Annotated in this window: 12 protein-coding genes; all 12 read left to right on the forward strand. The window is 47.1% G+C overall.

Translation table 11 applies throughout. The annotated features are described in order from the left end of the window. Window positions 1-7 precede the first annotated feature (7 nt). The 12 genes from mcrC (at window position 8) to ACINK7_RS06085 (ending at window position 14,315) form a co-directional block, all read left to right on the forward strand. The gene (gene mcrC, locus ACINK7_RS06030) at window positions 8-1,141 is read left to right on the forward strand and encodes a 5-methylcytosine-specific restriction endonuclease system specificity protein McrC (RefSeq protein WP_404360405.1); all 1,134 of its coding nucleotides are present in this window, start codon (window positions 8-10) and stop codon (window positions 1,139-1,141) included. 405 nt (window positions 1,142-1,546) lie between these two features. Next, a complete protein-coding gene (locus ACINK7_RS06035) occupies window positions 1,547-2,143 on the forward strand; it encodes an SLATT domain-containing protein (RefSeq protein WP_404360406.1) in 597 nt (198 codons plus the stop codon). Next, window positions 2,140-3,471, forward strand: coding sequence for a reverse transcriptase domain-containing protein (locus ACINK7_RS06040; protein ID WP_404360407.1), 1,332 nt, complete (start codon window positions 2,140-2,142; stop codon window positions 3,469-3,471). The genes ACINK7_RS06035 and ACINK7_RS06040 overlap by 4 nt, the downstream gene beginning before the upstream one ends. A 790-nt stretch (window positions 3,472-4,261) precedes the next feature. Beyond that, entirely contained in the window at window positions 4,262-5,116 is an 855-nt protein-coding gene (locus tag ACINK7_RS06045; protein ID WP_404360408.1) for a DUF932 domain-containing protein, read from the forward strand. Window positions 5,117-5,205: 89 nt separating this feature from the next. After that, complete coding sequence (locus ACINK7_RS06050) at window positions 5,206-5,691, forward strand: hypothetical protein (protein ID WP_404360409.1); 486 nt, start codon at window positions 5,206-5,208, stop codon at window positions 5,689-5,691. 108 nt (window positions 5,692-5,799) lie between these two features. Then, complete coding sequence (locus ACINK7_RS06055) at window positions 5,800-7,419, forward strand: hypothetical protein (protein WP_404360410.1); 1,620 nt, start codon at window positions 5,800-5,802, stop codon at window positions 7,417-7,419. 409 nt (window positions 7,420-7,828) lie between these two features. Beyond that, complete coding sequence (locus tag ACINK7_RS06060; RefSeq protein ID WP_404360411.1) at window positions 7,829-8,251, forward strand: DUF6876 family protein; 423 nt, start codon at window positions 7,829-7,831, stop codon at window positions 8,249-8,251. 39 nt (window positions 8,252-8,290) lie between these two features. Further along, the gene (locus tag ACINK7_RS06065; RefSeq protein ID WP_404360412.1) at window positions 8,291-8,458 is read left to right on the forward strand and encodes a hypothetical protein; all 168 of its coding nucleotides are present in this window, start codon (window positions 8,291-8,293) and stop codon (window positions 8,456-8,458) included. A gap of 423 nt (window positions 8,459-8,881) precedes the next feature. Further along, on the forward strand, window positions 8,882-9,247 hold the full coding sequence (locus ACINK7_RS06070) for a DUF6516 family protein (protein ID WP_404360413.1): 366 nt from the start codon (window positions 8,882-8,884) through the stop codon (window positions 9,245-9,247). Further along, on the forward strand, window positions 9,244-9,591 hold the full coding sequence (locus tag ACINK7_RS06075; RefSeq protein ID WP_125219363.1) for a transcriptional regulator: 348 nt from the start codon (window positions 9,244-9,246) through the stop codon (window positions 9,589-9,591). The genes ACINK7_RS06070 and ACINK7_RS06075 overlap by 4 nt, the downstream gene beginning before the upstream one ends. Window positions 9,592-10,365: 774 nt before the next feature. Next, window positions 10,366-11,079, forward strand: a complete 714-nt coding sequence (locus tag ACINK7_RS06080) for a hypothetical protein (RefSeq protein WP_404360414.1) — start codon at window positions 10,366-10,368, stop codon at window positions 11,077-11,079. Beyond that, the gene (locus ACINK7_RS06085) at window positions 11,076-14,315 is read left to right on the forward strand and encodes a DEAD/DEAH box helicase (protein ID WP_404360415.1); all 3,240 of its coding nucleotides are present in this window, start codon (window positions 11,076-11,078) and stop codon (window positions 14,313-14,315) included. The genes ACINK7_RS06080 and ACINK7_RS06085 overlap by 4 nt, the downstream gene beginning before the upstream one ends. Window positions 14,316-14,606 lie beyond the last annotated feature (291 nt).

Here is a 14,606-nt window from a genome sequence, read left to right on the forward strand (position 1 = left end):
GGTTGCCGTGTCTTCACAAGCCATCCAGAGTCATGAATATTCTGGTGGCTATATCGGCAGGATTCCGGTCAGAAACTTGTGGTTACTGATGTTTTACGCCTCTGACTTGTTTAAGCATCAAGGCGCCGGAAAAATTGCCTTGGAGGATGCGCCCGATGATATTCCGGATTTAGTCGCTGAAATTTTGATTCGGATCGTTGAAAAACGATTGATGCACAACTTGAGTTTTGGTTATCGTACCAAGCAAGCGGATCTGAGCCGGGTTAGGGGGCGTATTGATCATTTCAGGACAGAGCGGCAACAGTTACTTTTACGTGGAAGGGTGGCTTGCCAGTTTGAAGAATTGACTGTTAACACGCCGCGCAACCGTTATGTTCGTGCAGCATTAAACGTTCTGTCAGGGCTAGTGAATCGTCCAGTCCTTATGCATAAGTGCCGGGCATTGGCGGGCAATTTATTCCAGATGGGCGTAACCGGTGAAAAGCCGAGCCGCGCGCAGGTTTCCATCGACAGGTTTGGACGGCATGATAGCGATGATCAGCAAATGGTCGCAGCAGCTCATTTGGCATTCGAACTGGCGTTGCCGACTGAGCAGAGTGGGACAAGCCATTTGACGCAACCCGAAAAGGAAATTACCTGGTTAAGGCGTTTGTTTGAAAAAGCCGTAGCCGGATTTTATGACGTGGTGTTATCAGCGGATGGCTGGCGTGTGAGTGCCGGAAAGAAGATCAGCTGGCAAATTACGGAAAAGACTGAGGGTATTGACCGAATCTTGCCTTCGATGGTGACCGATATTCAACTTGAGCATCAAAGCACCTCTCAACGGGTCATTATTGATACTAAGTTTAATGCCATTGTTACTTCCGGTTGGTACAGAGAAGAAACACTGCGTAGTGGTTATCTTTACCAGATATATACCTATCTGAGATCCCAAGAGCAAAGCTGTGACCCATTATCACTGAGTGCCTCAGGAATGTTGTTACACCCGTCGATTGAAAAACTGGTCGATGAATCAGTCGTTATCCAAGGACACCAGATCCGTTTCGCGACGGTGGATTTAAGCAAGTCGACTAACGAAATTCGGGAGCGATTGTTGCAGATTGTGAGGCGGGATGACCAATTCTTGGTTCTGGCCGGATAGGCGGGTATCGACCCTTTTCTGACTTTGGCGCCATCGACTTTAATGGTCGCGGTAAAATGTATACCCGTCGTTCAAGGTTATTTGCAATGCTTGATTGGGAGAGTAGCGACAGCCCTTAGCTTCTTGGGTTATTCGCTCGTTTCTCCGACAACGCAAACATTTTACTCATCCTACGAACTATGGCGAACGATGCAAATCTCTTTGGTTTAGCGTAAAATTCGGCGCCTGCTAAGAATTGAACAGTTTTGTTCCTGAGTGTGCCAGTTTCGACTGGCCACTCGTCTAACGAGTGCAACTAATTTTGAAGAGCTTGCCTCTTAAACACTACGGTGTTTTGCCCCTAGTGCTAGGGGTGGTTACTATTACTACTTATAGACACTCAGGAACACCCTGATAAGGAAATTTATGGCGTTTAAAGATAATGTTTGGTGGACAAGAAAAGCACGGATTCAAGCAGAGAGAAGGCTTTTATCTAATGCCTTTCAATCTCAGCTCTTAATGCTGTGGTATTCGTTCTGCGGTGTGGCAGCCTCTATTTATTATCTTAAGATCGACAATTCAGTCCTTAATAATGATTTGCCCGGCATCATCTGGGTAGTCTATTCAGTTTTAATACTTTGCATGTCTGGTTTTATTACTGGTCTTTCCTTTAAAGAGCGTGCCGGACTAATCAAAGAATGCTATGAAGCCCTAAATACCTTTTATCAGAAAGCAAAAACAGACAATGCCGATATCGGTTCTATATCAAAAGAATATGAGCAAATTTTGGGGCTTTGCGAAAACCATACCGATTACGACTATTACCTCGCCTTATGTATTGAGTATGTAACTTGTACCACTCCTAAAGACCCAAAAACTAAATTAAAAGAAGGCCTAGATAGAAGGCCAACCTGGTATCACTGGATCAGTATCAGTTATTGGATATTTAAAAATTATTTATTGCTAACACTCTTGTATTTATTGCCAATTATCTTGTTTGTTGGCTTGGAGAGGTTAGTGTGAGTGTACGGAAGCAGTTCGCTAAGTATTTTTCGGAAGATAACCTAAAACAAATATTCACCGACCATATTGTATATTCCGGAGCAACAGGGATAGACAATTTAAATCAATATGCTTTTCGTAAGCAATTAAATGATCAAGTAGAAATTATTTCAAAAAAGATACTGGCTGGCACATATCAGTTTACTAAATACAAATTAAAACTTGTCAGTAAAGGTCGAGGAAAAAAGCCAAGGGAAATTGCTATACCGACAGTTAGAGACCGCATCGCCATGAGAGCAATGTGTGAATTTCTTTCCGAAAGATTTAATTCAGGCTTATCCTTAGAGTTGCCGCAAAATGTCATCAAGCGAATAAAAACTGATGTCGTATCTGGAAAATATTCTGGCTATATTAAGCTAGATGTTTCGGACTTCTATCCGTCAATCAAGCATAAGGAACTTGAATCTCGCTTGCGCAAGCGTATCAAAGATCTAGGAATTATGAATGTTATCCTGGCTGCAATAACGTCGCCCACAGTTATCGTATCCAAAGCATCTGATAAACCTTCCGCAATTGGTGTGCCGCAAGGATTAGCTATATCAAACATTTTAGCTGCTATATATTTGCTTAATATAGACAGGCATATGAATTCTTATCCGGGTATCGCATATTCTCGCTATGTCGATGATGTTCTGATTTTGTGCGACTCTAAGCAGGCAGAAAAAATCGCTAAGGATGTTATTTCGAGATTTAGACGAATTGGATTAAGGGTGCACGACCCCATTAAAGCTCCCGAAAAATCGAGCATTGGCGACGTCAAAGACCGGTTTGATTATTTGGGTTATCACTTCAGTGACGGGAGCGTATCGGCCAGAATAGCAACAGTTGAAAAGCTTAAAGAATCAATCGCAGCAATATTTACAAGCCACAAACATTCAAAACTAAAAAATGAAAAATTTCTGGAGTGGCGCCTAAATCTAAGAATTACCGGCTGTGTGTTCGAAAATAAAAGCAAAGGCTGGCTGTTCTTCTTTTCAGAAATAAATGATGAATCGCTATTGCATTCTTTAGATAATTACGTTCGTAAGTTTATAAAACGGTTTAATGTCGGAATAAAACCGAAACGATTTTCACGGGCTTTTAAAGAGCTAAGTTACCGCAGATACGAGACTAACTACATACCTAATTTCGATAACTATACTCTTGATCAGAAAAAAGACGTGTTGGTTGAATATTTCGATTTTAAACTCGGTTCGATAACGGATGAGGAAATAGAGTTCCACTTTCACAAGAGAATTGGGAAACAGGTTAAAGACCTGCTTGAAGATATCCAAAATTTTGGATATTAAAAAACTAATTGTTGCGTCGGATATGGAGGGGTGCGAACCATATCAGCCCATAGCGTGCGGTGAGATAACGAACCGCACGAAACGAGTCGGGCCGCTTTCACGAACGGTGAGGTTCGCAAGCTCACCTGCACCCTACGCCGGCTTTAGGCTAGAAATTTGCCATTGGCTCTTTTGTTTCTTCTGGCGGCTTTTGGCCGAAACCAGTTGCACAGATAATTTTATGATTTGATGTTACTCGATTTTGAAATTGTCTGGTCAGGTTTGAACTAACGCACATGAGCAATCAACATATAAAGTCAGAGAAAGATTAGTTCGAAGATTCAAAAACCGGCCGGATCAGTCGTATTGGATGCCGATCCGTGAAGCTTCGTTTGCTCAGAATGCGGTGCAATACCGGATCAATATTAATGTCAATGAAACTTACCCGACCCGGAATTTTTCTTGGTTGGATGAGCTTTATCTCATCAACATGCAATGAATTGATTGAGAAGGCCGTTATGTCGGTCACTGTATGTCCACTTCCCAATTGGTACAACGAGTCAAGAAATTATTGACTTTGTAACAAAATATGTTAGATATTTGAGGTATTGAAATTTCCGGAAGCTGAGCTTCCAAGAGCTTTACGTGGCCACTACGATCAGTGGCACCCTTAGCCGCCGCGAGTCTGCATCATCCGGCGGCCGGTTCCTGTGGGAATCGTGCAGACGCTTTATCAGCCCAACCGGGGGAATACTTTCCCGGTGGGATTCGTGTTTCTTCGGTTTTTTATTCATCAACCAGGAGAAACACCATGTCAACCTTAAGTTCACGTTTCAGTGCCGGATCGCATGTGATCCGGGCCGATTATCCGTTAACGGACGACGCATTGCGATTGTCCGTGCCTTCGATCTTTGCCGATACCGCGCATGGCTCGCGTTCGGACCGCTATGCCTACATTCCTACGATCCAAGTCTTGGAAGCATTGAGAAAGGAAGGCTTTCAACCGTTCATGGCCTGCCAGGCGCGAGTGCGCGACGATTCCCGCGAAGGTTTTGCCAAACACATGATGCGCTTGCGTCATGCCAGTCAAATCGAAGGGCAGGGCGAGACCAATGAAATCATCCTGCTCAATTCGCACGACGGATCATCATCGTATCAAATGCTCGCCGGCTGTTACCGGTTTGTCTGCCAAAACGGTATGGTTTGCGGCGATACCTTTCAGGACGTTCGCGTTCAACATCGCGGCAATGTCGTCGGTAACGTCATCGAAGGCGCTTACGAGGTGCTGAACAACTTCGAGCGGGTTTCCGAATCCAGAGAGGAGATGGCTGCGATCGAATTGACGCCCGACGAGCAACGCGCATTCGCCAAGGCTTCGTTGCCATTGCGCTTCCAGGAAGGAGCGGATAAACCGGAGCCGGATCAGGTATTGAAACGCCGGCGTAATGCCGACTTCAATGACGATCTTTGGACAACGTTTAACGTGATTCAGGAAAATCTGATCAGAGGCGGTATTCCGGTCAGGCGAACGAATGCCGAGGGGCAACGGAAAGTGGTCAACACTCGCCGCATTAACGGAATCGATGGCAATGTTCAACTGAACAAAGCGTTATGGACATTGGCCGAGGAAATGAAGGCCATTAAAACGAATCGGGCGGCCGCCTGATTGAGTTTGTTATCTTTCAACCCAACCGGGGAAACCAATTCCCCGGCGGAATTCGTGTTTCCCCAATCTTTTATTACCGGAGAAACACGATGACCCATCAAATTCGAACCAAGCAGAACGCATCCCTTCCTTTTTTGGTATGGGATACCTGCGATATCGCAATACAACAAGCAAAAATCTTGCTCGAACACGGCGAGGCCGATGATGAAGACGACGCTTTTCGTAAGGCCTGTGAAGATCAGGATTTACTGGACTTCGAGTGGGAGTCGTTGACCGACTGCCTGAGCGAAACCTTGCAAGCAATCAATCCGGACGGCTATTGGCACGCCGAAGTCGAAAAGTTCGGTTGGCGAAAGCTGAACGGTTATGCGGACTTCCAGGCCGGCAACGGCAAAACGTTTTTGGAGAACATTCTGCCGCAAACCGATTGCACGTTTAAGGTCTTTCTGGAGCAGGATACGATCCGAATCCAGAACGCTCATCACGATTCGCCGACCGGCAACGAATGGTACACCGTTCGCCCGGCCAAAGCGCGTGGCGACGAGTTCCAAGAAGAATTTGCTGAAATAGCGTAACGACGTCTTTTAACAACCCAACCGTTTAATAACCCAACTGGGGAAACTGATTCCCTGGTGGGATGCGTGTTTCTCCTGTTTTTTATATTCATCTACTGGAGCAATACCATGACACAAAAACAAGAAGTCGCGATGAAAGTGAATCCACAAAAATGGGTCGAGTGCTTGAAGTACAGTTTCACCAACAAGACGACCGTCCTGAGTGAGCTGATGCAGAACGCCAGGCGGGCCGGAGCATCGTCTGTGAGATTCAATTACACGATCGATTCCGCCACGGAGTCCAACACGCTGGTGGTTTCGGACGACGGCTGCGGCATCGAGTCTATGGAAACACTGCTCTCTGTCGCGGAGTCCGGATGGAATGCGGACCTTGTTAACCAGGAACATCCGTTCGGGATCGGATTCTTATCCGCTTTGTTCGCCTTTCGCCATATCTTGGTGAAAAGCAATGGCAAAGAGCTCTCAGCGAATACGCAGGATGTTCTGTCATTCAAGAAGATACCGGTGACCCCCTGCGAATGGAAAGGCACCACCGATATCGTGTTGGTCGGTATGGAACTCGATGAACATACTATTCTCAACACCTTGAGGAGCTTGGCCAGGGGCTTTCCGATTCCGGTCTATTTCAACGGAGAATGCCTGGAGCGGCCGGCGGCCGAAGATTCCGATTATTTGGTTTTTATCGATACGGAAATCGGCAAGGTGTATTTACACGGATTGGATAAACCGATCCTCAGAAATTCCAGCTACGAGGTTTATCTTCAGGGCTTGCCGATATACCGCACACCCAGCTTTTACTCAGATCGACATCATGTCATTCATCTGAATTCATCGTGTTTCGACGCCAGATTGCCGGATCGTGACAAGTTGATCGACGAGGAGGGCGCGATAGAGCGGATCACGGAGGTGTTGAGGCAAGCAATCGAAATGCGCTTGCGCTCGATGAAGATGACGCTGGCAGCCGAAGAATTCGCAATGTTTTATCAAATAATGCGCGACTGGCGGTTACTGCATTTACTCAACGACGTTCCGGTCGTGCCTTGGCAAGTGTTAAAAGAAATCGTGAGTTATCCGGTGTGTAGCTGTCAGTTTGGTGATTTTTTGGAATATCCGCGCAAACCGGTAACGCGTGATGACATCGAAGCGCGCGGGATTGTGATGATCGATGACGTGATCGAGCAAGATGGCGCAGGGCGTTATCTGTTCGCATGGAAAAAAGGGTATCTTGTCTATGACAAGCGATACCTCGATAGCGGTCATTGGCTACACGATTTGATTGACGATCTTCAAACCCAAGAACTGCGGATCGAGCCGGTCAATGTGACCGATCGATATGTTTTCGATGGCGATTGGACTTTGATCAATGTACGGTTTTGCGATTCCTACCGAATTCACCTGGGCGACGAAACGATTGAAATTCACGATGACGCCGTTTACCTGGGGAGCGATAACGATTGCGAAGCGATCATACCGAAGCAGGACGCCTCTGGGTTCGTGTTGAAACAGGTGGGACGATACGAAAACGAATATGACGACTTTCAAAAGGCTTTGCACGAAGCCGATGTCGAAGCGTTATCGCGGTTTTGTATCGCTAACACGACGACCGATCCGACGGATGCGGTGGCCTCGTTATTGCCGGATTTTTCCCGCTGTCCGACATTGTACGGAAAGTCGTTTCGGATCTGTCTCGACCCAACAGGTAAAGTAGCCAATGTGGAAGTCGCTTAACCGATAGTATTCCACTCGCCCGGCCGGGAAACATCATCCCGGTTGGGGCTTGTTTCCCCGGCGCTTTGTCATAACATCAATGATCGCGTCGACAATGACAACCTAAACCCGTTCAGACAAGCGAAACTTGATCACGACAACCAGTAACTGCTTCTGATATTTCCCCCTACTCAGGGGCTTTTTCGAGTGCCGGTCTGGCCGGTATTGGAAAAAGCATCTGACTTGGTGATGCTGACGACTTTTACCGGGGTCGCTGCGTTTCAGTGACAGCCTTTAGCCGCCGCGAGTCTGCCACGCCGGCGGCCGGTTCCTGCGGGAATCGCGCAGACGTTTTATCAACCCAACCGGGGAAATACTTTCCCGGTGGGATTCGTGTTTCTCCGGTTTTTTAATGCAACTGGAGAAAACCATGAATGCCCTAAACACACAGACCGCAAACAACACACGTCTTGACGCCAGCGAACTTGCGTCGTCGCTGGCTCATTTTACCGGCACTGAGCAATGGTACCGCCATCCATTCATCAAGCGGATGATTTACACCGAAGGCGTCCAATTTTTCGCTGAAAACGGCGGAGAGCACGGTGCTTACTGGTTTCTGGATAAAATGGCGCTGGAAGCGTGTTCGGAACTGGATAAACGCAAGGCGTATTTTGGATCGGTGGTGATGAAAGTCGCTGATGACGGAACAGCCGTTATCACGGTTACGGACGGCAACGACGGCCTGATTGCGACCTATACACTCGATTACACCGACATGCAGGTTGGAGACTGGCGGTTTTACTTGATCGAGGATGGCGATCATCGCGTGATGCTGTTACCCAGCGAATATTAGCCGATAGACAAATGACAAACCTGATCGCCCATCAAATCGATGACGAACCATACTGTAGCATTTGTCAGTTTGGATGAAATCAAGAATAAGTCAGGAAGTCTGGCCAGGGAAGGCGAAATCACCGGAATCATTATCGGTATTCTATGTAACTCTTTGCGAGAGGAGCTTCGCCGAGCCAAACAGATCGAAGTCGTAAGTTCATTTTAATTAATTGGAGGGAACACTGAATCTTTTAGATGCGGTGTTTCTCCAATTTTCTACCACCAAATGTTTTGGGGTAATGGGGTTTAGGGTGGAATTGACTGGCAACGGCCACAACCGGCCGCTGATCATGTCGGCGAAATTGTTCGTCTCTAAGTTCAACGAATGGCAGCTTTCTGGCAATCAAATCGACATTAACACCGCGCTACTAAGGCCAAGAGCGGACTATCCATTTACCGCAAAAAAAGGAGGAGCGGCCCGATAATCTGAGTTATTAATTTGTAGCATATCAAGATTGTGCGTCAAGTAGGCCAAATACTCGCTCACATGGCCCCGTTCTTACTTGAAAGCATCAATTTGATTATTTGCTAAGAATGCAGCTCTAGAATATGTTTAGACACACCTTATCATCAGATGATATGATTGACTATGCACAAAGAGTCAGGAATAGATACGCTTTTGGAGCTTGATCAACAGATTCTTGATCAGGGAAATGGCTATTGGATCAAAATTGAGGCTAGGCGAGTGACGTCAACCAAGGAAATTCCGCATGGTATAAGGTACTCGCTGACCTTACATGAACCCTATGGCAAGCGGATACTTGGCTATGACAATGCTCATGCCGTGAAGCCGCCGAAAAAATTCAAATTCGCTGGACAGCGTTTACCCTATGATCACAAGCACCGGCATATTAGCGACCAAGGCGTGCCTTATGAATTTCAAAATGCCTATCAACTTTTAATGGACTTCTTCGCAGAGGTTGACCGTGTATTGGAGGAACTTAGAAAACTATGAGTAAAGTTATGATTGGTATTCTGTCACAGGAAAAAATGCGGGAACGGGTTCTGGCTATTGCCAAAGGTGAATACAAGCCAAAACCTTCGGAGCCCAAAATTTGGTTCACCTCAATGCGTTCTTTGGCTGAGGTTTTGAGCGATGACAATCGGGCGCTGCTGAAAATCATTCAGGAAACCCATCCGGAGTCAATTTCATCTCTGGCGGTAATTACCGGAAGAAAACCGAGTAATCTGTCTCGTACCCTGAAAACCATGTCGAATTATGGGTTAGTGGAAATGCGACGCGAGAAAAATCAAGTCCGGCCAATTGCTGTGGCTACTGAGTTTCAGATTTTTGTTTGAGATAATACCGATTATCCTAATGAGATCTGGCGAGATGAAATTCTCAGTGTACTTTTCAATCAAGAAGTATGCACCCACGATTTCCTTTTCCAGTGGATGTCGGATCCAGTTGACAAATCAGTCATTCGAAATGAGAGTCGGCCGACAGGTTTGAGTCGGTTGGATTCAGCGACGAGCGGCCGCTTTCAGGAATCGGAATTCAATGACAGGTTTATGGCGATCAATATGTAGAGTGGACGGTCGCCAGCCGACCCGTTGCGGCCAATCGTCCCGTTGAATTGAATGACTAGAATATAGCCTTAACCAGCCACCGGTTACTGCCTCATTTTGGATGACAAACTGAAAATAAAGGCACAAAGAACAGAAAAAGATTGAAGGAAGAGGCTATTTCTAGAAGAAATTCTTCCTCTCCCTTCTATTCCGGAGCAGAAGCTGATAGTCGGATATAATAGAAAACTCGAAAAAAACCTTGTTTTGCCGATTCGTGCAGCATAACTTGTGGATTTAATTGTGGCGAAATTTCAGAAAAATAGGTTTTTCGAGGTTCTCAATAATGAATTTAATAAACTGGCGGATTTGGTGAGCACCTTATCAAGCTATTGTGATGAATCCACTTCAGAACTGGCAGACTATTTCTTGGACATGGGAACGGCCGGTTGAATATGAGCAATTAAAAAGGTTAAAACATAGATGCCCATGCCTGCTCCACAACTTTCCTTCGATACTGGCACCCCGCCCGTAATCGCCCAAGGTTTGTCCTATGACGATGGGCAAGTGAGTGAAATTTTGACAGGTCCAGTGAAGGACATTTTGCTGGATACAGTGGGCAATGATGAACTACAAGAACTCTTGGGTAGCGTTGTAAGCACTGAGTTTGAGCAAGAAGGACTCCGTGGACTGCTTACCGATGATACCGTCCCTGATAATTGGCGCGTGGGCGAAGCCATTGCCGAAGCATTTGTGGCAGATAAAGGGAGCTGTGTTTTTCCGTGGCCGACAGGGCGAGACCTTAAAAACCCAAACGCCAGCCCAGCCGGTTGCGACTTAACTGGTTTTCAGCCAGTAGAAGATGAAGAGCTTCCCTATCGCTTTGCCTTTGGTGAGGTAAAGACTTCTGAGCATAATCAATCACCACCAAGTGTCATGACCAGCTTGGGTGGCCAGCTCCAAGGATTACGAGATAATCGCCAGGTGAAAAGTGCTCTCTGCCGTTATTTGGGGCATCATGCTGCCCGAGCAGACTGGGAACTTATGTACAAGAGCGCTGCAAAGCGCTACCTGCGCTCTGATACTACCGATGTCGCAGTCTATGGTGTTTTGGTGCGTGATATTGCACCAAATTCATTGGATATTTCAGGTCGTGCCAGGGCACTGGCTGCCAACTGTCCGGCGCAGACCGATATTGAAATTTACGCACTATATCTTCCGCTCAATGCAATAAGTACGCTGTCAGATTGCGCCCAAGCAGCCATGCAGGAGGCGTCATGACGCTTTCGCAAGAGCATTTAAAGCAAGTTGATCAGCATTGGGCCGTACAGTCCATTGGTTATGATTTTCGAGTTCAGGCCATGGAAATGGCCGAGCTGCGTCTGGTTGATGTGGCGCTTGGTAATTTGCTTGAGCATGCGCAGGCTGACTTTGACAGTGATCTGTTAGACCGGGTGGCAACGGCTTATGAGTTGGCTGCCATTGAAGGTATTGGTGCGTTACTGCACCCAGTGGCAAATCAAGAAAATAAAAACCTCAGAGAATTGGCACAAGCTGGTGCATACAGAGCATTTGGATTCTTCCGTGTATTACCAATCCCACGCGATAATGAAGCGAGACTATTTCATGTGTTGCATGTTGCCGGTTTGGCTTATTGCGGCGACCGTTGGACTGACTTGCGTCGCTGGTTTGAAGAGCGACCTAGCGCCTTGGAAGTTCCGACCGTAGCCGGTGTGTCATGGGATAAGCGGCTGCTGTATCGCATTTTTGATTGCTGGCTTCGTTTATTACGCAAGAACCGTTGGGATGACCTCGATCAGATTTCTGAGATTGTGCTCGGTCTTCGCAATGATCAGGCAAACCATGAAAAAGCCTTGCTCCAACAAACTCAGGGCTCGGAAGCTCACAGTATCGCAATGCGATTAGTGGCTCTCTATCATTGGACGAAAGCAACCGAGATGCTCGCTGTTTATATGCTTCAGGGTGAGCCAGTAGCAATAGACGCGCAGCTGGACCAGCACTTCGAAGCGGCCCAAAAAGCAGCTCAAGCCTCTAAAGACCCTCAGCTAGAGATGATTTTACGCTGGCTGCATGTTACCAGTCGCAAAATGGTGGCTGGTTCTCTGTGGTGGGTAGCTCACACGGTGAATTCGCGTGTGACACGATTTGTTTCCCATGTAACCAAGCATAAAAGCTTGTTTGAATTACTGCCGCCACAAAGGGCTGCACTTCAAGAACAAGGGCTATTGGACCAGGCAAGCAGAGCAGTGATTGTCGACCTGCCTACTTCTGGTGGGAAAACGGCTCTTGCTCAATTTCGCATGCTTCAAGCGCTTAATCAGTTTGATCAGGATGATGGATGGGTTGTCTATGTAGCGCCAACCCGGGCGCTTGTTTCTCAAATCACTCGGCGTCTTCGTGAAGACTTTGGTCCGCTTGGAATTCAGGTAGAGCCTTTAACCGGAGCAATAGAGGTTGATGCTTTTGAGGAGGCGCTGTTAGGGGAAGCACGTGCATTCCAAGTGTTGGTTGCGACACCTGAAAAGCTCCAGTTGGTCATGCGTAACAAAAAGGTAGCGCGACCATTGGCTTTGGTCGTGATGGATGAGGCGCACAACATTGAAGATGAATCCCGAGGGCTGAGAATTGAGCTGCTTTTAGCCACAATTAAACAAGAGTCTCCTAGGGCCAATTTCTTATTGCTGATGCCTTTCGTGCCTAACGCTAATGACCTTGCTCAGTGGTTGGCCGCTGATCGTGGACGAACTATCAGTTTGGGAACCTCAGCCTGGCAGCCTAATGAGCGGATTGTTGGCCTTTTCGATATTCACAAAGGTGAAAAACGGGGCGATTGGCATTTAAGCTTTGAGACTCTGACGACGACACAACGAACGATTCACCTTAAAGGGGTGCATAGCGTTGATGGAAACCGCCCATTGCAGAACTTGACCTACTCGAAAGCGAATAGTTTGGCGACACAAGCGGTTGCAATGGCAAAGGTTTTCTCAAAACGTGGTACGAGTATCGCGGTTGCTCAAACAATTCCTGATGCCTGGGGTATTGCGCGCAAGGTTGCGGCAGAACTCGAACCTTATGCGGATATACCGGATGATATCAAGCTTGTACAACGTTTTCTGGCAGCAGAGATAAGCAAAGATTTCGAATTGATAGAGATGCTCTCGAAAGGCGTGGTTGTTCATCATGCTGGCTTGCCCGCTGAAGCGCTTTCTTTGATTGAGTGGCTGACCGAGGCTGGTCATGTCCGCATCATGTGTGCTACTACGACAATTGCGCAGGGTTTGAATTTCCCTGTTTCTTCGGTGTTTTTAGCCACAAGAAAATACCCCTATGGGCAAGAGATGTCACACCGAGCGTTTTGGAATCTGGCCGGCCGTGCCGGACGCATTGACCATGACAGTGTTGGCGTTGTTGGCATTGCCGCTGGTGCCAAGCCCAATGAAATTCGGCAGTACGTCAGTGATGCTACAGCATCTCTTGTGTCACGGCTTGAAGGAATGCTGGATGAGCTTCAGGCTGCGGGTAATCTGGCAAACTTGTCGATGGTCATTCAGGAAGAGCAGTGGGCAGACTTTCGAAGTTATATCGCCCACTTGTGGAATGAGAAGCGCAATCTCGATGCGGTAATTGGAGAAGCTGAACAGTTGCTGCGAAATACCTATGGGTTTGGCTCTCTTCGAGCAAAAGCTGATCAGGCTTCACAAGAAAAGGCAGATGCGCTGCTGGAGGCTACCAAGGGGTACGTGCGGAGACTCGCGGAGCATCCAGAAAATGCATCCCTCGCAGACGTAACTGGATTTTCGCCCGAGGGTGTCCGATCTACATTGTTAGATTTGAATAACCTTGAGAACAAACTAACCCTTGCAGATTGGGAGCCATCAAGCTTGTTTGGTGATAAAGCTCAATCAGTCTTGCCAAGTTTAATGGGAATCATGATGCGAGTCCCTCAGTTGCAAAAGGGTTTAAGCGAGATCAGTAAGGGTGAAGGCGTAAGTCATCGCAAATTAGCGGACATTACCCAAGCGTGGGTGACAGGTAGCTCGATCGAATCTATCGCTAAGACCTATTTCGAGGGCGACACCCTTACCGAGCAGATCTCGAAAGCATGCAGGGCTGTGTATAGGGATCTTGCGAATAACGGTGCCTGGGGGCTTTCGGCGCTCAGCAAAATGCCAACCTCGGGACTCGATTTTGAGAATATGACGGACGAAGAAAAACGCAAATTAAACAATCTTCCAGCCATGCTGTATCACGGTGTTAGAACAGAAGAAGCTGTCTTAATGCGCATGAACAGCGTACCCAGAAGTATTGCTGAACGAGTTGGCGAGGATTTCAAGGCACAAGCGGATGGCACTGACATGGCAATGTCGCCTCGTAAAGCAGGTGAGTATCTAAAATCTCTCAAAAACGAAGACTGGGCACGTTTGAAGCCTGAGAATTCAGTGCTGTCTGGCGAGGACTACCTCAAAGTCTGGAAACGACTTGCTGGTGAACCTTAGGTTCAGTGGGTCGTCTCGCAATAGAGCGTTGAATGGCTGCTCAAGGACTTATACTCGCCATAAATCTGATTTCATGAATGTCGTTTAATGGCCGATTGGGTGAGGTCGCCAACGACTGCTTTGTAGTCCTCCAGTTTCCAAATCTGGCTTTGGCCGACTGGCCGCTTTAGAGAAGCGCGAGTGGCAAAAATGGGGCGGACTGTCACATTCATTGAAGTGAAAGAATTAAATTATCGAACGGCTGGTATGGAGAAGCTAAATTTCAATGTTTTTATATCGAGGTGATATTCT

The organism is Methylotuvimicrobium sp. KM1 (assembly GCF_044788715.1).
Taxonomy (GTDB): Bacteria; Pseudomonadota; Gammaproteobacteria; order Methylococcales; family Methylomonadaceae; genus Methylotuvimicrobium.

What these genes read in the sequence shown, in the direction of transcription:
- ACINK7_RS06060 (WP_404360411.1), top strand. Translation starts at nt 7,829, where the DNA reads ATGAATGCCCTAAACACACAGACCGCAAACAACACACGTCTTGACGCC.
- ACINK7_RS06045 (WP_404360408.1), top strand. Translation starts at nt 4,262, where the DNA reads ATGTCAACCTTAAGTTCACGTTTCAGTGCCGGATCGCATGTGATCCGG.
- ACINK7_RS06070 (WP_404360413.1), top strand. Translation starts at nt 8,882, where the DNA reads ATGCACAAAGAGTCAGGAATAGATACGCTTTTGGAGCTTGATCAACAG.
- ACINK7_RS06055 (WP_404360410.1), top strand. Translation starts at nt 5,800, where the DNA reads ATGACACAAAAACAAGAAGTCGCGATGAAAGTGAATCCACAAAAATGG.
- ACINK7_RS06085 (WP_404360415.1), top strand. Translation starts at nt 11,076, where the DNA reads ATGACGCTTTCGCAAGAGCATTTAAAGCAAGTTGATCAGCATTGGGCC.
- ACINK7_RS06035 (WP_404360406.1), top strand. Translation starts at nt 1,547, where the DNA reads ATGGCGTTTAAAGATAATGTTTGGTGGACAAGAAAAGCACGGATTCAA.
- ACINK7_RS06065 (WP_404360412.1), top strand. Translation starts at nt 8,291, where the DNA reads ATGACGAACCATACTGTAGCATTTGTCAGTTTGGATGAAATCAAGAAT.
- ACINK7_RS06050 (WP_404360409.1), top strand. Translation starts at nt 5,206, where the DNA reads ATGACCCATCAAATTCGAACCAAGCAGAACGCATCCCTTCCTTTTTTG.
- ACINK7_RS06075 (WP_125219363.1), top strand. Translation starts at nt 9,244, where the DNA reads ATGAGTAAAGTTATGATTGGTATTCTGTCACAGGAAAAAATGCGGGAA.